Origin of the sequence: Clostridium algifaecis (assembly GCF_017874415.1) — a bacterium.
GTDB classification, from domain to species: domain Bacteria; phylum Bacillota; class Clostridia; order Clostridiales; family Clostridiaceae; genus Clostridium_B; species Clostridium_B algifaecis.
This window is the reverse complement of sequence record NZ_JAGGLM010000008.1, coordinates 49,134-67,966: the sequence shown is the minus strand read 5'-3', so window position 1 is coordinate 67,966 and position 18,833 is coordinate 49,134. Positions and strand designations below refer to the sequence as shown.

Here is an 18,833-nt window from a genome sequence, read left to right as displayed (position 1 = left end):
TTTATATCAATATGCCTTATTTAATTTAAAGGAGAACTAATTTAATTAGATTGTTAAAAAAATGAAAGATCAAATTTGCATAACTACAGAATTTCACTGCATCAAGCAAAATTGATCTCTAGTTTTTCTAGTCAACCAATAAAAAAACTTCCTACAGAGAAACTGCAAGAAGTTATATTCTTAAGGTTTCTCATCTTTCAGGTTTTTTACCTGCTGGAATTAGCACCGTTGAATATACAATATATTCAGGTTGCCGGGCATCATAGGGCCAGTCCCTCTGCCTCTCTTGATAAGAAGTTTTTTATTAAATTATATATGATTATATAATACTATTAACCATTTGTCAACATTATTAAACTTTTTTATTTTCAAAATTTTTATGCACTTGCACTAACTATAGTAGTATATACCTTTTCAAGTAAAGTTAGCGCTCCCCTATATCCAACATAAGATTTTGATATAACCACCTCATAAGATGCAGGGAAACCTATTTCAACTATAGCTCCCTTAAGCTCTTTAGCCAAATCTCTTTCCCATGTAGTACCAAATATAATAGGCGGTTTATGCCCAAAATCAGTTTTTCTTATTTTCTCATGAATAATGTAGCTGTCTTCTTCAAATTCTACATCTAAAGAAACATCCTCTGCTATATGCTTATATTCTTTGCGAATACTATCTCTATATTTTTCTGGCGGATTTTCTGTAACAATAGCTTTAGCTGGTATAAGTCCAAGTTGATTTACTAAAAATTTTGTTAGCGCTAAATTATAGGCACTATCACCTATAATAGCAAATTTGGCTGGAAGCCCCCACCAATATTCAGCATAAAAATCGGAAAAATCCTCCAAGTACTCATAATACTTTTTTTCTTCATGCTTGATAAATTCTTCTGACTTATTTTTATCTATACCTGCAAAATCCACTACTTTTCTCAAAAATTTGCTGGTTTCTTTTGCCCCTATTGGAATTGTAGGAATATGTAAATATGGTTGTCCATATTTATTCTTTAAATGTTCTGCAGTTTTAAGTCCAAGCCATGGAGATAGTACCAAATTAAACTGTGCCTTTTTAATATTTTTCCATTCCGAAACTCCAGCACTTTCATGTCCAAATAATATGTTAACCTTAAGCCCTATCCCCTCTAAAATTCTTTTGATTTCCGTAAGATCTCCTCTCCAGAAAGTATTATGATATGGAAGAAGTGACCATACATTTACAAGTCCCTTTTCTTTAGATCCATCATAATCACCTACATACTGGTCTATAATTGCCTCCGTTACAAGCTCATGTCCTATAAAATTATTTCCTTTAAATCCTCCTGTTTCTGCATATACAATAGGACGTCCCTCATCTTGAAATTCACTTACTACAGCTCCAACATCATCTCCTACTGTATCTGGAATACATCCTGTCATAACAACAAATAAATCTGCATCCAGAACTTTAAAAGAAGACTCAATTAACTCTCTTAATCTACTCTCACCGCCAAATACTACTTCCTTTTCATGTATATTGGTACTAGGCACAACAGAAGCTCCTCCATAACCACCACCTTGAAATCCATTATAAAAATCTATATTTGAAGTTTGTTTATCAGCACAACCAGGACCACAGTGAGTAATCGGAATTACCCTTGGAATTGCAAAAGCACTATGCATTGCTCCAATAGCGCAACCATATCTTACCTGTTCAATTGAATTTGATTTTTTCGTATTTGTTTTTATGTTAGGCATTATACTCGCTCCTGTTCTATATATTTTTGTTTTTCAAGTATATATGGATCTTTCTGATCAAGCCACCATTTTGTATAAGGCAATTTAACATGTTCAGACAAATCCTTATGAAATTTTTTATGGGCAAGTATTTCAAGTATAGTCTCTCCTAAATTCAATATTCCCTGATACCCTACAGCATGATGTTCATCACCAAGTGGCGCTGCTGGAATTCCCATTCGTGAAGCAAGTGGTGCAAGTCCATTATGTCTAATAAGTATAAAATCTGGCTTTACATTTTTGAGCAGTCCATAAAATTGATACTGCTGTTTATTACTTACACTAAAATTAGGAACATCATCATAATTATCAACTAAAAACTTTAAAGAATCCTTACTGGGATCATTATTATCGTATACAGGATCATGATGAAATACTAATGAGCCATCGACCTGAACTCCAAGTTCTTTAAGAACTGCAATAAGACCATGAGAATATGCTGAACCTGTAGCTGCATATCCTTTTTTACCCTTTAAAAGTTTTCTAAGTTCTTCTAATCTTGGAGCTATCCTCTTATGCTCTCTTTCTATATAAGCTTCTGCTTTTTCTTCTCTATGAGTTATTCTTGCAAGCTCTCTTATCCATGCATCTGTTCCAGCAATCCCATAAGGTTGTGGAGATTTAACCTCCGGAACACCAAATTCTTCTTCTAAAACTGCAGCCATATAAGATGACAGTGTATGACAAAATGTAACAGTAGCAGCTGCCTCTGATAGCTTCTCTAAATCCTCTACTTTTGCCAGATCAATAACATAATTTACCCTAAGCCCAAGCTCAGCAAGTATTGGTGTAAAAACATCACTGCCCCAGAGATTAATTACATTAATTAAATCTTCCTGCTTTTTAGGATTTTTCTTAACTATTTGTCTTAGAATTCCATGTTGTGTAGCGTCAAAGCCTGTACTCCAGTGTTTTGACATAAATCCTTCACATGGCATTGGAATAACTGGTATCTTTAACTCATCCTGCATCTTGATTGCTACGCTATCTATATCTTCTCCAATAATTCCAGTAGCACATGAAGTTCCAATAAAAATTGCTTTAGGATGATGTCTATTCCAAGCATCCCTTACAGATTGTTCTAATTTATCAAGTGCACCAAATACCATATCAGTTTCTTTTATATTAGTATTAATTATCTTTATATTCTCTACAGGCAAATTTCTCATAGCAAGTCCATTACGATATATAGAATTATATGCAACCTGTCCAGCAGCACATCCTATTGGTGCATGCTGTATTAAAACTGCATCTCTTACATTACCAGCTTGACACTCTACCATCTGCTCACTACAAGTAGAGCCTTGTGTAAATGGTCCTGTAGCTTCACAAAGTCTTTTTCCACCATTACCCTTACATCCTGCACAAGTAAATGCAGAGTCTCTTGAAAGTTCTGAAGCTTTTCCTGTTTTCCATCCAATTATAGTTCCAAGACGCTGTTCACGAGTTTTTACTACAGAAGTATTTAAATTAAATTTCATAAACTATAAAACCTCCTCTAAGATTAAAAAATAATAAAAAGAGACCAATTCTATATAAAGCCACATATTTGTGACATATAAAATTGATCTCTAGTTTTTCCAGTCAACCAATAAAAAACTTCCTACAGAGAAACTGCAAGAAGTTATATTCTCAAGGTTTCTCATCTTTCAGATTTTACCTGCTGGAATTAGCACCGTTGAATATAGAAATATATTCAGGTTGCCGGGCATCATAGGGCCAGTCTCCCTCTGCCTCTCTTGATAAGAAGTTTCGTATTTAATTTTTTAACAATACAGATAAAACTGCATATATATAACATAAATTGTATTTATATTATAACCTTTTGAGTCACTTGTCAATATAAATTCTAAACTTGACTTATATATAAATTTAATCATTCAACAATTTATGTATACATGTATATTATAAATTAAGCTATAATATCTTATTAAAAAATAAAGATTTTTTATTTACACTTGATTAAATTTTATTTATGTAGTATTATAAATTAAAATTTAAATTATATTAATAGCTATAAATTGCAATGATAAGAAGAGTAAATTGTATGTTGTCTATAAGAGAGAATATCCCTTGGATGAAAGGATATTTTAGTCAAAAACAATTGAAGTGCATCTTTGAGCTCTGAATTGAAGTTTAGTAGACTTCAGCGGGTATGCCCGTTAAAGCATTGAGGTATGATTGTACCAAAAAAGAGTTGTTCTGTATTTATATTATTATTTTTAATACAGAATAAACAGAGTGGAACCGCGGAATTAACCTTCTGCCTCTGAATTGAGGCAGAAGGTATTTTTATTTTTGAGCATCCGGAACTCAAAAGTATAAATTTATTTAATTTAATAGGAGGAAAAAGTTATGAATTCTACGAGTTATTTTGATTCTATTGCAGACAAATGGAATGTTATAAGAGAAGAATATTTCGAGGATAAATTAAAATATATAGCACTTTCACAATTTGATACAAAAGATAAAATTTGTGCAGACCTTGGCTGTGGTACAGGTTTTATCTCACTAGCACTATCATTGGAAGCAAAACTCGTATTTTCTATTGATAACTCAAAAAACATGCTCAGACAACTTCACAATGAGGCATCAAATAGAAATATTAAAAATATATATCCAATAAAAGGCTCTATATCAGATCTTCCACTTTTTGATGAATCCATAGATGCTGTTTTTATAAATATGGCACTTCATCATGTAGAGGACGCCAAAGGTGCTTTTAAAGAAATTTATAGAATTCTTAAAAATAATGGAACTTTTGTTATATGTGATGTAGAAAAGCATAATGGAGAATGGGCAAAAGTTGAAATGCACGATAAATGGCTTGGATTTTCTCATGAGCAAATAAATGAATGGGCGAAAGAAGCTGGATTTACAGATGTTAAAGTTGAAAGTACTGAATTAAAATGCAAAGGATATTCAAGTAAAGGAGAATATACAGAAACAGGAATATTTATGGCGAGAGGCATACGAAAGGAGAAATAAACATGAACATTGAATCATTATTAATACACGGAGGAATAGATGGAGACAAACAAACTGGAGCAGTTAGCGTACCTATATACCAAACTTCCACCTATAGACAAAATGGACTAGGAGAAAACAACGGTTATGAGTATTCAAGAACCGGTAATCCAACCAGGGAAGCACTTGAAAAACTAATATCAGATCTTGAACATGGTTACAGTGGACTTGCTTTTGCATCAGGTATGGCTGCTATAACAGCAGTTCTTACTTTATTTAAAACCGGAGATAAGATAATTCTATCTGACAATGTCTATGGAGGAACGTATAGAGTACTCGCTAAAGTATTTCAAAATTTTGATTTAAACTTTGAACTAGTGGATACAAGCAATATAGAAAGTTTAAAAAATAGTATTACAGATGATGTAAAAGCCATATATATAGAAACGCCAACTAATCCGCTTATGACTATAACCGACATTAAAAAAATATCAGAACTGGCTAAGTCCAAAAAACTTTTAACAATTGTTGATAATACTTTTATGACTCCTTATCTTCAAAGGCCACTTGAACTTGGAGCAGATATAGTACTTCATAGTGCCACTAAATATTTAGGCGGTCACAGTGATTTAGTTGCAGGTCTTGTAGTTGTAAATAACAAGGATCTATCTGATAGGCTTCACTTTATTCAAAATTCTACAGGCGGAATATTAAATCCTTTTGATAGTTGGCTTTTAATAAGAGGAATAAAAACTTTATCTGTAAGAATGGATAGACATCAGGAGAATGCTAAATATATATCAGAATTTTTAGATAAAAGTCCTTTGGTAGAAAAAGTTTATTATCCTGGACTTAAAAATCATGTCGGACATGAAATTCAGGAAAAACAAGCTACAGGATATGGTGCTGTAATTTCCTTTGTATTAAAAGATACTATAGATATAAATAAATTTTTCAAGAACTTAAAGCTTATAACTTTTGGAGAAAGCCTTGGAGGGGTAGAATCACTAATGTGCCATCCAGCCACCATGACTCATGCAGCTATACCATACGAAATAAGACAAAAAGTTGGAATAGTAGACAATTTGGCCAGACTTTCTGTTGGAATTGAAAATAAAGAAGATTTAATAAAGGATTTAAAATCAGCTGCCGAACTAGCAAAATAAATTCAACAATATTTAATGGAGGGTTCTAATATGAAAGTTTTTAATGATATAAAAGAAATGATAGGAAATACACCTATATTAAAAATAAACAGATTTAAACTAAAAAATGGGGTTAATATATTTGCAAAACTTGAAAACTTTAATCCAGGTGGAAGTGTGAAAGATAGAATTGGAGCTTATATGATAAATCAAGCTGAAAAAGCAGGTAAATTAAAAAGTGGGTATACTATAGTTGAAGCTACTGCAGGTAATACTGGACTTGGGATTGCTCTAGGTGCATTAAATAAAGGATATAAAGTAATATTTGCAGTTCCTGAAAAATTTTCTATAGAAAAGCAGGTTCTTATGAAAGCTTTAGGTGCAGAAATTATTCATACTCCAGAGGAAAAAGGTATGCGTGGTGCTATAGAAAAGTCTCAAGAATTGCTAAAGAAAATACCTAATTCCATATCACTAGGACAATTTCAAAATAAAGACAATCCAGAGGCTCATTATCTTACTACTGCACCTGAGATATACAATCAATTAAATGGTAAAATAGATTATTTTGTAGCTGGAGCCGGGAGTGGTGGTACATTTACAGGTATAGCCAGATATTTCAAAGAGCAGAATAAAAATATAAAAGCAATACTTGCAGATCCACAAGGTTCTACTTTAGGCGGTGGCACTGAAAAAGCATATGCTATTGAAGGTATAGGTAATGATTTTGTACCTGATACCATGGATATGAATTTAGTAGATAAAGTTATAAAAGTAAATGATGATGAAGCTTTTGTAATGGTAAAGGAATTAGCTAAAAGAGAAGGTTTGATAGTTGGTTCTTCTTCTGGTGCAGCTTTGGCAGCAGCACTTAAATTCGCAGATACTATAGATGAAGGTAATATAGTAACTGTATTTCCTGATAGAGGTGATAGGTACTTTAGTAAAAATCTATATTCCTAAAATCCTAAAGGAATAACAATTACTATAAAATAATATGCCAATTTTTTTAAGAATTGGCATATTATTTTATTTATACTGTTTATTCTATAAGTCCATGTTGCAAAAATATTTCTTCAAGTCTTTCTTGCGACATAGGTTTTGGAATTACAAAATTGTCATTTTCCTCTATTGCCTTTGCAAGTGATCTATATTCGTTTGCCTGGTTTGCATCAGGATCAAATTGTATTACTGTCTGCTTGTTGATTTCTGCTTTTTGAACTTCATTATCTCTTGGTACAAAGTATATAAGCTGCGTACCCAATTCTTTTGCAAATGCTTCTAATAAATCTTTTTCATTATCGACTTTTCTGCTGTTGCAGATTATTCCTCCTAGCCTTACCCCTCCTTTATTTGCATATTTTTTTATTCCCTTTGATATATTGTTTGCTGCATAAAGTGCCATCATTTCTCCACTAGCTACTATATATATTTCCTTTGCCTTTCCTTCACGTATTGGCATAGCAAATCCTCCACACACAACATCGCCAAGTACATCATAGAAAACATAATCCAGATCATCTGTATATGCTCCAAGTCTCTCAAGCATATTTATGGAAGTTATTATTCCCCTTCCGGCACAACCTACTCCAGGTTCAGGTCCTCCTGACTCAACACATTTTATTCCTTTAAATCCTTCCTTCATTATATAATTTAAATCTACATCCTCACCTTCTTCTCTCAGTGTATCCAAAACTGTCCTCTGTGCAAGACCTCCTAAAAGTAACCTTGTTGAATCAGCTTTAGGGTCGCAGCCAACTACCATGACTTTTTTCCCAAGTTCAGCCAATCCAGCTGTTAAATTTTGTGTAGTTGTAGATTTTCCTATTCCGCCTTTACCATAAATTGCTATTTGTCTCATTTCTTTTCCTCCCAATTCAAAATATAATCTATCATTATTTTTTAATTATTAAACAACTTCTCAATTTTTCTCCAATAATTCTATTGCCCTTTCTATACCTTTATCTATTTTGTTGTACATCTGAAATAGTTTTATCCCTTTTTCATTCAGTATGCTTATAGGTTCAAGGCCCGCCCTTAGTGCCAGCACTGCATTACAATCACTTACCGCACTTATAATTTTTGATATCCTGTCATCATGACCACTGCATTCATTTATTCCAATACAGTATTTATCCACACTCCTCTTTTCCAAAAACTTAGGCTCACCATTTATTACATCATATATATATAATTGAGTTGCATGTCCAAAATGTTCATCTATATTTAATCCTGATTTGGTAGCAACTGCAAATCTATAATTTATTTTTTTGCTTCCTATTTTATTTTCATCTATTTCTTTCAAATCAAATTTTCTAAATTTACCTGAAATATCATTCTCTAAAGTTCCTATTGCATCTGCCCTGCACTGCTTGCAATGATACATTTGCTTTAAATCAAGGCCACATTTTTTCCTCATATTATTTAATTCTAAATCATCAACAGTAGGTCTATTTTCAAACACACTGCCAGCAACAGGTATAAGAGGCATGATATTAGTCATATATGCTCCACATTCTTTTACTTTTTTAACTATGTCAGGTATGTGATTATCATTAAGACCTTTTATCATGACAATATTTATCTTTGATATTATTCCTTTTTTAGTAATATATTTTAGACCAGAAATTTGATTATGAAGTAATACTTTACCTGCTTCTTCTCCCTCAAGCTTCTCTCCTAAATAATCTACAAATTTATAAATCTGTCCACTTATTTTTGGATCTACTGAATTTATAGTTATAGTTATATGACTAACTCCAAGTTTTATTAATTCATCTGCATAAAAAGGCAACATTAATCCATTAGTCGAAAGACAAAATGTAATATCTGGTGCTTCCTTTTTTATTAATTCTATTGATTTCTTAGTTTCTTCAAAATTTGCCAGTGGATCTCCAGGTCCTGCAATACCAACTACAGTCAAATTTTTCACTTTATCCTTTACTAATTTAAACTTGTCCCTTGCAAGTTCGGGAGTTAAAACTTCGCTTGTTACTCCAGGTCTTGTCTCATTTACACAATCATATTTTCTGTTGCAAAAATTACAACTAACATTACATTTTGGAGCCACCGGTATATGCATTCTTGCATATTTATGTGCAATACAGTTATAGCAAGGGTGTTTAAGTGTTTTTTCATCAAGAGTTTCTACTGCTTCTGTACTCATACTCTACTATCTCCTTTTTAAATAACTAAAAAAGGCTAAAGTAACTTATTAAGTTACTTTAGCCTTCAGTTTTCTGATCAACTAAATATTTTTATTAAGAGCAAATGACAATACTGCTTAGTTCATTTTTAATTTCATCTACCCTATTAAGTTTTTCCCATGGAAGATCTATATCTGTTCTTCCAAAATGCCCATAAGCAGCTGTTTTCTCATATATTGGTTTCTTTAAATCGAGTTCCTTTATAATTGCGGACGGTCTCAAATCAAATAACTTGTTTATAATTTCTACTATTTCATCATCATTTACTTTTCCTGTGCCAAATGTCTCTACACTTATTGATACTGGCCTTGCTACACCTATTGCATAAGCTATTTGAACTTCTAATTTATCTGCTGCCCCTCCTGCAACTAAGTTTTTAGCTATCCATCTTGCTGCATATGCCCCTGATCTATCAACTTTAGTTGGATCTTTTCCTGAAAATGCTCCACCGCCGTGTCTTCCATATCCTCCATAGGTGTCAACTATTATCTTTCTTCCAGTAAGTCCCGAGTCAGCCTCAGGGCCTCCTTTTACAAATCTTCCCGTTGGATTTACAAGATATTTTGTATTTGAATCAATCAAGTTTTCAGGTACAACTTCTTTAATAACATTTTCTATTATATCATTTTCAATTTCATCATGACTTATACCATCTTCATGCTGTGATGAAATTAAAACAGTGTCTATCCTTACAGGTTTATCGCCTTCATATTCCACTGTTACCTGTGTCTTTCCATCAGGTCCCAAATATGGGATTATGGAATCTTTTCTTACTTTTGCAAGCCTCCTAGCAAGTTTGTGTGCTAAATCTATTGGAAGAGGTAGATACTCAGGTGTTTCATCTGAAGCAAATCCAAATACCATTCCCTGATCTCCTGCACCAATTTCAATACTGTCTTTTTCATTCTCTTTAGACTCTAAAGATTTATTTACACCAAGTGCAATATCAGAAGACTGCTCATCTATGGATGTTATTATGGCACAATTCGAAGCATCAAATCCAAATCTTGAATGGTTATATCCTATTTTTTCAATAGTTTTTCTTGCAATTTTAGGTATATCTACATAAGCTTTAGTTGATATTTCTCCTACCACAAGCACAAGTCCTGTATTTACTATGGTTTCACAAGCTACCCTTCCATTTTCATCTTGTTTTAAAATAGCATCTAAAATAGCATCTGATATTTGATCGCAGATTTTATCTGGATGCCCTTCTGTAACTGATTCTGATGTAAACAGTTTACCCATTGCATTTACCCCCCAACCTAATTTAGAATATATTCAGTTTTCTAAATATCAAGCTTTAGCAAGAGCCTGATCAAGGTCTGCTATAAGGTCGTCTGCGCCTTCAATTCCAATTGAAAGTCTTATTAGATCTGGAGTGATTCCAGCTGCTTTCTGTTCTTCCTCATTTAACTCTGCATGAGTTGTGCTTGATGGATGTATTACAAGTGACTTTGCATCTGCTACATTTGCAAGCAATGAGAATAATTTAACATTATTTATAAATCTCTTTCCAGCTTCAAGTCCTCCCTTTATTCCAAATGTAAATATGGAACCTGCTCCCTTTGGAAGGTACTTCTTAGCCAAATCATGATATGGGCTGCTTTCAAGTTCAGGATAGTTTATCCATGAAACCTTTGGATGGTTGCTTAAAAATTTAACTATCTTTCTTGTATTCTCAACATGTCTTTCTACTCTAAGTGAAAGTGATTCAAGTCCCTGAAGGAAGTAAAATGCACTCTGTGGACTTAGTGTTGCTCCTGTATTTCTAAGAAGCTGTACTCTTGCCTTTGATGCAAATGCAACATTTCCAAGATCTGCATATACAAGTCCATTGTAGCTCTTATCTGGTGTTGTAAAATCAGGGAATTTTCCGTTTGCCCAGTTGAATTTACCACCATCTACTATAACTCCTCCTATTGTAGTTCCATGACCTCCTATGAATTTTGTTGCCGAGTGTACAACTACATCTGCACCATATTCTATTGGTCTTACAAGATATGGAGTTCCAAAGGTATTATCTATTATAAGTGGTATATTGTTTTCATGTGCAATGTTTGCTACTGCCTCTATATCAAGAACATTTATCTTTGGATTTCCAAGAGTTTCAGCATATACTGCCTTAGTTTTGTCTGTAATTGCTTTTCTTATATTTTCAGGATCATCCGGATCAACAAATTTAACATTTATTCCTAGTTTCTTTAAGGTTACTCCAAATAATTCATAAGTTCCACCATATAGTGTACTTGCTGAAACTATTTCATCTCCTGCACTTGCCACATTTAGTATTGCATAGAAGATTGCTGCAAGTCCTGATGATGTTGCAAGCCCTGCTGTTCCACCTTCAAGAGCTGCTATTCTCTTTTCAAAAACATCAGTAGTTGGATTCATTATTCTTGCATATACATTTCCTGGCTTTTTAAGCTGGAAAAAATCTGCTGCTTCATCTGCATCTTTAAATACAAAAGATGTTGTCTGATATATTGGAACTGCTCTTGCTCCTGTAGTTGGGTCAGGAACCTGACCTCCATGTACCTGTAATGTTTCAAATGATAATTTTCTCTCTTCGCTCATTTATATCTCTCCCTTTATTTTAATTTTCTTAATTTTTTTTATATTTATTTTCTGCTAAAATCATTGAAATTATTAACTATCTGCACATGCATCTGCAAATTTTGCATATCTTTTTCACAATAATCACATCCAATCTATATTAAATTTACTGTTTAGATACTTCCCCGAAATATTTATAAACTAAAAAACTTCCTGCAGAGAAACTGTAGGAAGTTATATCCTTAGGGTTTCTCATCTTTCAGGTTTTACCTGCTGGAATTAGCACCGTTGGAAATATTTATCCAGGTTGCCGGGCATCATAGGGCCAGTCCCTCTGCCTCTCTTGATAAGAAATTGATTTTTAATTTTTTGTTTTATTTTTAATTTATACTTACTATACAATGTTTTAATTTACTTGTCAATACAAATTTTAAAATTTTTATCTATTTATGGTTTAATATAGTTTGATTGAGTATTAATCTATACCAATCTAACTTTTTCACTTTTTTCTATTTGTACAACTTTTCCATCCTGAATAACCAAAGTTACTGAACCATATCTTATTATCTTAAGCATATCAAGTAATTTATTTAAATCCTGCTGTGAAATACTATTAACATATAGTCCTTTTTTATTCACTTCTATCCCTCCCCATAAATAAATAAATAAATAAAATTTTAAATATAAAAAGCCCTCTTGCAAGATGAATGCAAGAAGGGCTTGAAAATTCTTCTTTTTCTCATCTTTCAGGTTTTACCTGCTGGAATTAGCACCGTTGGAAATATTCATCCAGGTTGCCGGGCATCATAGGGCCAGTCCCTCTGCCTCTCTTGATAAGAAATTAATATTTAATTTTTGTTTTTATTTTTAATTTATAACTACTATACATTCTTTTTTTTTATTTGTCAATAAAGAATTTTTTATATTTCTTTTATTCGTTCCTTCAACTTTAGATTTTCGCTATAATCAACCCTACAATCTATTACACAAGGTACTTTTTGCTTAAAAGCATCTTCTAGAGTTGGAATTAATTCATCAGATTTATTAATAGTATATCCCTTAAGCCCCATACTTTCAGCAAAAGCTTTGAAGTTTGGATTAGTAAAATTAATATAAGCGGATTTTCCAAATCTCTCTTCCTGTTTCCACTTTATAAGTCCATAATTGCTGTCATTAAAAATAAGTGTAACAAAAGGTGTTCCTATTCTGAGTGCTGTTTCAAGCTCCTGGCAATTCATCATAAAACCACCATCTCCAGTTACGGCTAAAACTTTTTTATCAGGGTTAACAAGCTTTGCAGCAACTGCTCCTGGAATAGCTATACCCATAGATGCAAATCCATTTGATATTATACATGTATTAGGCTTATAACAGTGATAATTTCTTGCAACCCACATTTTATGTGCTCCTACATCCGAAATTACAATATCATCCTCACCCATAAACTTTCTAACATCATACAATATTTTCTGTGGTTTCATTGGAAATGATTTATCTTCTGCAAATAATTCATAATCCTTTTTCATGTTTTCTCTTATTTCGCATGCATAATCAGGTTTATACTGTCTGTCAGAACGCCTTACAATTTCATATATGGAATCTGATATATCCCCTACTACTTCTACCATTGGTTGGTAATTTTTATTGATTTCCGCTTTTTCTGTTCCAACATGTATAATCTTTATATCACCATTTGGATTCCACTTGTTAGGTGAATACTCTATTAAATCATATCCTACTGCTATAACCAAATCAGTTTTTTCAAATATCTTGTTTATATAATCTTTTTGAAATAAACCTATACTCCAGAGTGAATATTTGCTGGTAAAAGGTATAATTCCTTTTCCCATAAATGTATTAGCTACTGGAATATTAAGCCTATTTGACATTTCATTTATAGAATTGCTAGCCTTTGCACGTATTGCAGCATTACCTGCTAATATTATTGGATTCTTTGCTCTTGATATAGCAACAGCTGCTCTTTCTATGCTGCTGTAACTTGCGAAACTCTTCTGAGGTTCTGGTTTTCTAAGTGGTTCACCAACTACAGGCATAGCTGCAATATTTTCCGGTAAATCAATATGAACAGCTCCAGGTTTTTCACTGACAGCTCTTTGAAAAGCTTTTCTAACTATTTCGGGTGCAGTATCAGGTCTTACAATCTGCTTATTCCATTTTGTAACAGGTTTGAACATGGAAACTAAATCAAGATACTGATGTGAAGTTATGTGCATCCTATTAGTTCCAACCTGTCCTGTAATTGCAACCAATGGTGCCCCATCAAGATTTGCATCTGCAACCCCTGTCATAAGATTAGTTGCTCCTGGCCCCAAAGTTGAAAGGCAAACTCCTGGTTTTCCTGTAAGTCTTCCATAAACATCTGCCATAAAAGCAGCTCCCTGTTCATGTCTTGTTGTAATAAATTTTATAGAAGAATTATATATAGCATTTATAACATCAAGATTTTCTTCTCCAGGTATCCCAAAAATGTACTCCACCCCTTCAGCTTCAAGACATTTAACTAAAAGCTTTGCCGTAGTTAAATCAGCTTTATCACTGCTTATTTCTTTATTGTTCTCCAATTCAGCTGACACAATAAAACATCCTCCATTCAAATTTTTAATATTATCACAATATAGTTTGAATAAAATAATTCAATAAAGTCCCTATATCTGTACTGTAAGCAATAATTTTATTCACATTCCATTTTTGACATTTTGAATAATTTATCCCCTTAAAATGCAGTATTACTCTATCTTGCTTGTCCTATTATATCATATATTTTATTTTTTTCCATATCTATTTTGACAGAAAAATTTCAAAATAATAAGCACTGATTAAATATATTTATTTTTGATTTTCACCTGCAACTTTAAACTCGTTTCCTTTAATAAAAATTTTAAATACTCTTCTGGTAAGTCTTATAATTTCTGAAAATACTATTACTGAAAACGTATATGCTATAATTTTAATCCATATATCAAGAGATAATGGTGATGTTTTAAAAACTTCTCCTCCAAATTGAGTTATAACTATTTGAATCAAGAATGTAATCAATATGATAATTACCATTGGTTTATTTTTCTTAAAATTTAAAAATACACTTTCATTTCCAAGCTCCCTAGCATTAAATGAATTAAATAGTTGAAATAACACAAAAGTTGTAAATACAATACTAGTCTGTTGTGCCTCTGTTCCTCCTAAAATTTGATTATTTACAAGCATTATAATCATGAAAACTATATATAATCCATTTAATATAATATTGAATAACATATTTTTTGTTATTATACTTGCATTTCTCTCTATTGGCTTTCTTTCCATCAAGTAATCCCTAAGCGATTCAAGTCCAAGAGAAAGTGCAGGTGGACCATCCATAATTAAATTTACCCACAAAAGCTGTATTGTCGTAAATGGAGCTGAAAATCCAAGAATTTCGCATAAAAATACAGTAAGCACCGCAACCAGATTAACTGTGAGCTGAAATTGTATAAATCTTTGAAAATTCTCATAAATACCTCTTCCCCACTTTACAGCTTTCAATATAGTTGAAAAAGAGTCATCTAAAAGTACAATGTCTGCAGCTTCCTTAGAAACTTCTGTACCAGTTATACCCATAGCAATACCTACATCCGCATTTCTAAGTGCTGGAGCATCATTTATTCCATCACCTGTAACTGCAACTACATTTCCCTGTTTTTTAAGAAGTTTTACAACTCTCATCTTAGTCTCAGGATTACTTCTTGCAATTACTACTACCTTATCAAGTATATTTAATAATTCTCCGTCAGACATATTATCAATCTTTGAAGCGTCTAAAATCAAGCTGTCGCCCTCTACTATATCAAGCTGTCTTGCGATAGATTCAGCTGTTATATTATTATCTCCCGTTAATATTTTTAAACCTATCCCAGATTCTCTACTTTTTTTAACTGCTTCGTATACATCTTCTCTAAGTGGATCAGCAATAGATACAAATCCATCAAAAATCATATCCTTCTCTACTGTTTCTTGAACGCTCTGCCAATCTTTATTATCTGCCTCCATATCCTTATGAGAAAACGCAAGTATTCTCTTTCCCTGAGATTCTAAAGACATTACCCTTCTGTTTATTTCATCCTTTAATTCTTTTGTAAATTCTTTAACTTTCCCTTCAACTATAATTTTACTTGAAAAAAATACAATCTTCTCAAAACTGCCTTTTGTGTACGCCCTGTAGGAGTTATCTTCTGAAACAATAGTAGTCATAGACTTCTTTTCAGAGCTAAATGGATACTGATATACTGTATTAGAGTTATTTCTTATATACCTATAGCTTATATTCTTTTTACCATTGTCCATATATTTTTCACATTTTTTCCTACATATAAAACTATCATCTCCAAAATGTATACATTTTTCAGGATTTATGGAACAAATAGTATCTGAAAAAGCTCTTAACATAGAACATTCCGTGGGATTTCCTATAAACTTTACCCTTCCATTTTCAATACTTATATCAGCTGTACTATTAAGTATAAAATTTTCTGTTATAAACATATCATTAAGATTTTTGGCATTCATTAACTTTCCATTGCTCCAAAAATCTATAACTGTCATCTGATTTTTTGTGAGTGTCCCTGTTTTATCAGAACATATTACATTTACACATCCAACAGTTTCACAAGCAATCAACTTCCTAACAAGAGCATTACTTTTTGACATTTTTATTATATTAATAGCCAGAGTCATTGCAACTACAGTTGGAAGTCCTTCCGGAACAGATGCAACTATAAGTGCCACGCTTGTCATAAATGCATTCTGTATTGAATCAAAAGAAATCTCATTGAATCTGTATATTTCAAAAATTTCATAACAGAAAATTAAAGCTGCAGCAGCTATACCAATCGCAGTAATTGATTTTGCAAGCTTTTCGAGTTTTTCCTGGAGAGGTGTTGACTTATCCTGTATATTCTTTAAATTAGCAGCAATTTTTCCCATTTCAGTTTCATCACCAATAGAAGTTACAACTGCCTCTCCTCTTCCATAAGTCACAAAAGTTCCGGCAAAAACCATATTCATTTTATCTTGAAGCTGACTTTTTCCGTTATTTATTATTTCCTTGAAATTCTTGCCAACTGAAGTACTCTCACCTGTAAGCATGGATTCATCTATTTTAAGTTCCATTGAATATATCAACCTACAGTCTGCTGGAATTTTATCACCTGCTTCAATTTTTATAATGTCTCCTAAAGTCAATTCCTTTTTATGTATATACTGAATTTTTCCATCTCTCAAAACTTTTACTTTAGCATCTTCATTTATATCGTTTAAGGATTCAAATGCTTTTTCAGACCTGCCTTCCATAACAATCCCGATCGCAACAGATAGCATTATTGCAATCAATATTCCAAAGCTTTCTGTAAATGATGCATGAGTTCCTTGAAAATATCTGCAGACATTTATAACAATTGTTATAAGTGCCGCTACAAGAAGTATGAATATCATTGGTTCCTTTAAAGATTCTATTACCTTTTTAAAAAGAGATATTTTCTCCTTTGGTGAAAATTCATTTTTTCCATATAACTTTTGATTTTGTATAATTTGATTATTACTTAGACCTTTATTTCTATCTACTTTTAATTTCTTTAATGTTTCTTCAGCAGACTTTTGAAAAAATTCCATAATACTTCCTCCCGTTTGTTTGCAATTTAGTTTTTAATCATAAAATAAAAGACCTTTAACGCAATGAAATGTAGTACATTCCATTGTGTTAAAAGTCTTACTGTGGCAAAGCCATGATAAAGCCAGGTTTTTTTATCAAAAACCAGTATGTTGACCTTATCTCCCAATTTATGGGTAGTTACTCCCTTTTAACCTAAACACATATATCAATTAGTAAAAGTATAATAAAAAATAGTCATCATGTCAACAACATAGTTAATAATTAATAGTGTATAATTAATTCTTAACTATCTAAGTGCTTCTTTAATATCTTCTATTATGTCCTCTACATCTTCTATACCTACAGACAATCTGAGTAGATCATCATAAACACCCATTTGCCTTTTCTCATCTTCAGTATTATTAGCACATATAGTAGAAGAAGGATGAATTATTATAGATTTAGTATCGCCTATATTTGTAAGGTTCAATATAAGCTTTAAGTTGTCTAAAAATTTAAAAGCCTTTTCCTTGTTTCCAAGTCTGAAAGTCAAAATTCCACCATATCCATTTTTATAGTACTTTTTCGCCAGGTTATGATATTTAGAACTAACAAGTCCAGGATAGTTTACACTAGTTATCTTTTCACTGCTCTCTAAAAATTTGGCAACTGCAAGAGCATTTTTGCAATGCTCCTTCATTCTAAGTGACAAAGTTTCAACACCTGTAAGATTTAGAAATGCATTGGCTGGAGATAATGCAGGTCCGATATCTCTTCCTATGGTATCTTTTAATTTAGCTGTAAATGCCATTTTCCCAAATTTTTTAGTATATGGTTTAAAGTTTTCGTATTTCTCATCTGCATACTTGCTGCTGCCGCCATCTACAATAACTCCTCCTATTGCATTAGAGGTACCATTTATATATTTAGATGTAGAATGTATTACAATATCGGCACCATATTCAAATGGTTTTACAAGATATGGAGTAGTCATAGTAGAATCTATAATAAATATGATATTATTATCCCTGCAAACTTTTGATACCTCTTCTATATCAAGAACATCCAGTCTTGGATTTCCAATAGTTTCTGCGAAAACCAACTTGGTTTTCGCATTTATTGCAGTATTTAATGTAACTTCATTTATATCTTCAAGAAAATTAACCTTTATGCCAAAAGATTTCAAGTTTCTCATTAAAGTGTATGTACCACCATAGAGACCACTTGAGGCTATTATTTCATCTCCACTTTGAACTACATTCATTACAGCAAGATATATGGCACTCATTCCAGATGCTGCAGATGTAGCTACGAGGCCATTTTCTATACTTGCAATTCTTCTTTCAAAAGCAGTAACTGTAGGGTTAGATATTCTAGTATATGCATAACCCATATCCTTACCCTGAAATATATTTTCAAGCTTTTCTGCACTTGTATGTGCATAGGCATTTGAAAGGTATATAGGGGTATTTGTTGCTCCAGTTCCATCCAATTTCGAATTTCCATGTATAAGCTTAGTATTAAATTTCATAATTTCACCCCA

At 32.4% G+C, this 18,833-nt stretch carries 13 protein-coding genes, 4 riboswitches and 1 other annotated feature; of the genes, 3 read left to right on the top strand and 10 right to left on the bottom strand.

Going from position 1 to position 18,833, the window contains the following annotated elements; all coding sequences use genetic code 11:
- Positions 1-187: 187 nt before the first annotated feature.
- A riboswitch (SAM riboswitch) is annotated at positions 188-296 on the bottom strand.
- An 81-nt stretch (positions 297-377) separates the two neighbouring features.
- Positions 378-1,733, bottom strand: a complete 1,356-nt coding sequence (locus J2Z42_RS07755) for a nitrogenase component 1 (protein WP_209702078.1) — start codon at positions 1,731-1,733, stop codon at positions 378-380.
- Positions 1,733-3,253 (bottom strand): nitrogenase component 1, encoded by a 1,521-nt coding sequence (locus tag J2Z42_RS07750; protein ID WP_209702077.1) that lies wholly within the window; start codon positions 3,251-3,253, stop codon positions 1,733-1,735. Before J2Z42_RS07750 ends, J2Z42_RS07755 begins: the two co-directional genes overlap by 1 nt.
- Before the next feature lie 158 nt (positions 3,254-3,411).
- Positions 3,412-3,521, bottom strand: a riboswitch (SAM riboswitch).
- A gap of 268 nt (positions 3,522-3,789) precedes the next feature.
- Positions 3,790-4,046, top strand: a binding site (T-box leader).
- 81 nt (positions 4,047-4,127) lie between these two features.
- On the opposite strand from J2Z42_RS07750, the gene J2Z42_RS07745 reads away from it, so the two are divergent.
- The 3 genes from J2Z42_RS07745 to J2Z42_RS07735 are packed head-to-tail and all read left to right on the top strand — an operon-like array spanning position 4,128 to position 6,847.
- Positions 4,128-4,760, top strand: coding sequence for a class I SAM-dependent methyltransferase (locus J2Z42_RS07745; protein WP_209702076.1), 633 nt, complete (start codon positions 4,128-4,130; stop codon positions 4,758-4,760).
- A 2-nt stretch (positions 4,761-4,762) separates the two neighbouring features.
- The gene (locus tag J2Z42_RS07740; RefSeq protein ID WP_209702075.1) at positions 4,763-5,905 is read left to right on the top strand and encodes a trans-sulfuration enzyme family protein; all 1,143 of its coding nucleotides are present in this window, start codon (positions 4,763-4,765) and stop codon (positions 5,903-5,905) included.
- Between the two features lie 30 nt (positions 5,906-5,935).
- A complete protein-coding gene (locus J2Z42_RS07735) occupies positions 5,936-6,847 on the top strand; it encodes a PLP-dependent cysteine synthase family protein (protein ID WP_209702074.1) in 912 nt (303 codons plus the stop codon).
- Positions 6,848-6,926: 79 nt separating this feature from the next.
- Here the strand turns inward: J2Z42_RS07735 and nifH are convergent, their stop codons facing one another.
- The 8 genes from nifH to J2Z42_RS07695 form a co-directional block, all read right to left on the bottom strand.
- On the bottom strand, positions 6,927-7,745 hold the full coding sequence (gene nifH / locus J2Z42_RS07730) for a nitrogenase iron protein (protein ID WP_209702073.1): 819 nt from the start codon (positions 7,743-7,745) through the stop codon (positions 6,927-6,929).
- A 60-nt stretch (positions 7,746-7,805) separates the two neighbouring features.
- Positions 7,806-9,050, bottom strand: coding sequence for a nitrogenase cofactor biosynthesis protein NifB (gene nifB, locus J2Z42_RS07725; RefSeq protein WP_209702072.1), 1,245 nt, complete (start codon positions 9,048-9,050; stop codon positions 7,806-7,808).
- A gap of 94 nt (positions 9,051-9,144) precedes the next feature.
- A complete protein-coding gene (metK, locus tag J2Z42_RS07720; RefSeq protein ID WP_209702071.1) occupies positions 9,145-10,338 on the bottom strand; it encodes a methionine adenosyltransferase in 1,194 nt (397 codons plus the stop codon).
- Between the two features lie 48 nt (positions 10,339-10,386).
- Positions 10,387-11,667: an O-acetylhomoserine aminocarboxypropyltransferase/cysteine synthase family protein gene (locus tag J2Z42_RS07715; RefSeq protein WP_209702070.1), complete on the bottom strand. Its 1,281-nt coding sequence runs from the start codon at positions 11,665-11,667 to the stop codon at positions 10,387-10,389.
- A gap of 228 nt (positions 11,668-11,895) precedes the next feature.
- Positions 11,896-11,999: riboswitch (SAM riboswitch) on the bottom strand.
- A gap of 127 nt (positions 12,000-12,126) precedes the next feature.
- On the bottom strand, positions 12,127-12,285 hold the full coding sequence (locus J2Z42_RS07710; RefSeq protein WP_209702069.1) for a DUF2292 domain-containing protein: 159 nt from the start codon (positions 12,283-12,285) through the stop codon (positions 12,127-12,129).
- Between the two features lie 97 nt (positions 12,286-12,382).
- Positions 12,383-12,486, bottom strand: a riboswitch (SAM riboswitch).
- A gap of 80 nt (positions 12,487-12,566) precedes the next feature.
- The gene (locus J2Z42_RS07705) at positions 12,567-14,240 is read right to left on the bottom strand and encodes an acetolactate synthase large subunit (protein WP_209702068.1); all 1,674 of its coding nucleotides are present in this window, start codon (positions 14,238-14,240) and stop codon (positions 12,567-12,569) included.
- Positions 14,241-14,493: 253 nt separating this feature from the next.
- Positions 14,494-17,310: a cation-translocating P-type ATPase gene (locus J2Z42_RS07700; RefSeq protein WP_209702067.1), complete on the bottom strand. Its 2,817-nt coding sequence runs from the start codon at positions 17,308-17,310 to the stop codon at positions 14,494-14,496.
- Positions 17,311-17,597: 287 nt separating this feature from the next.
- Complete coding sequence (locus J2Z42_RS07695; protein WP_209702066.1) at positions 17,598-18,821, bottom strand: O-acetylhomoserine aminocarboxypropyltransferase/cysteine synthase family protein; 1,224 nt, start codon at positions 18,819-18,821, stop codon at positions 17,598-17,600.
- Positions 18,822-18,833: the final 12 nt, after the last annotated feature.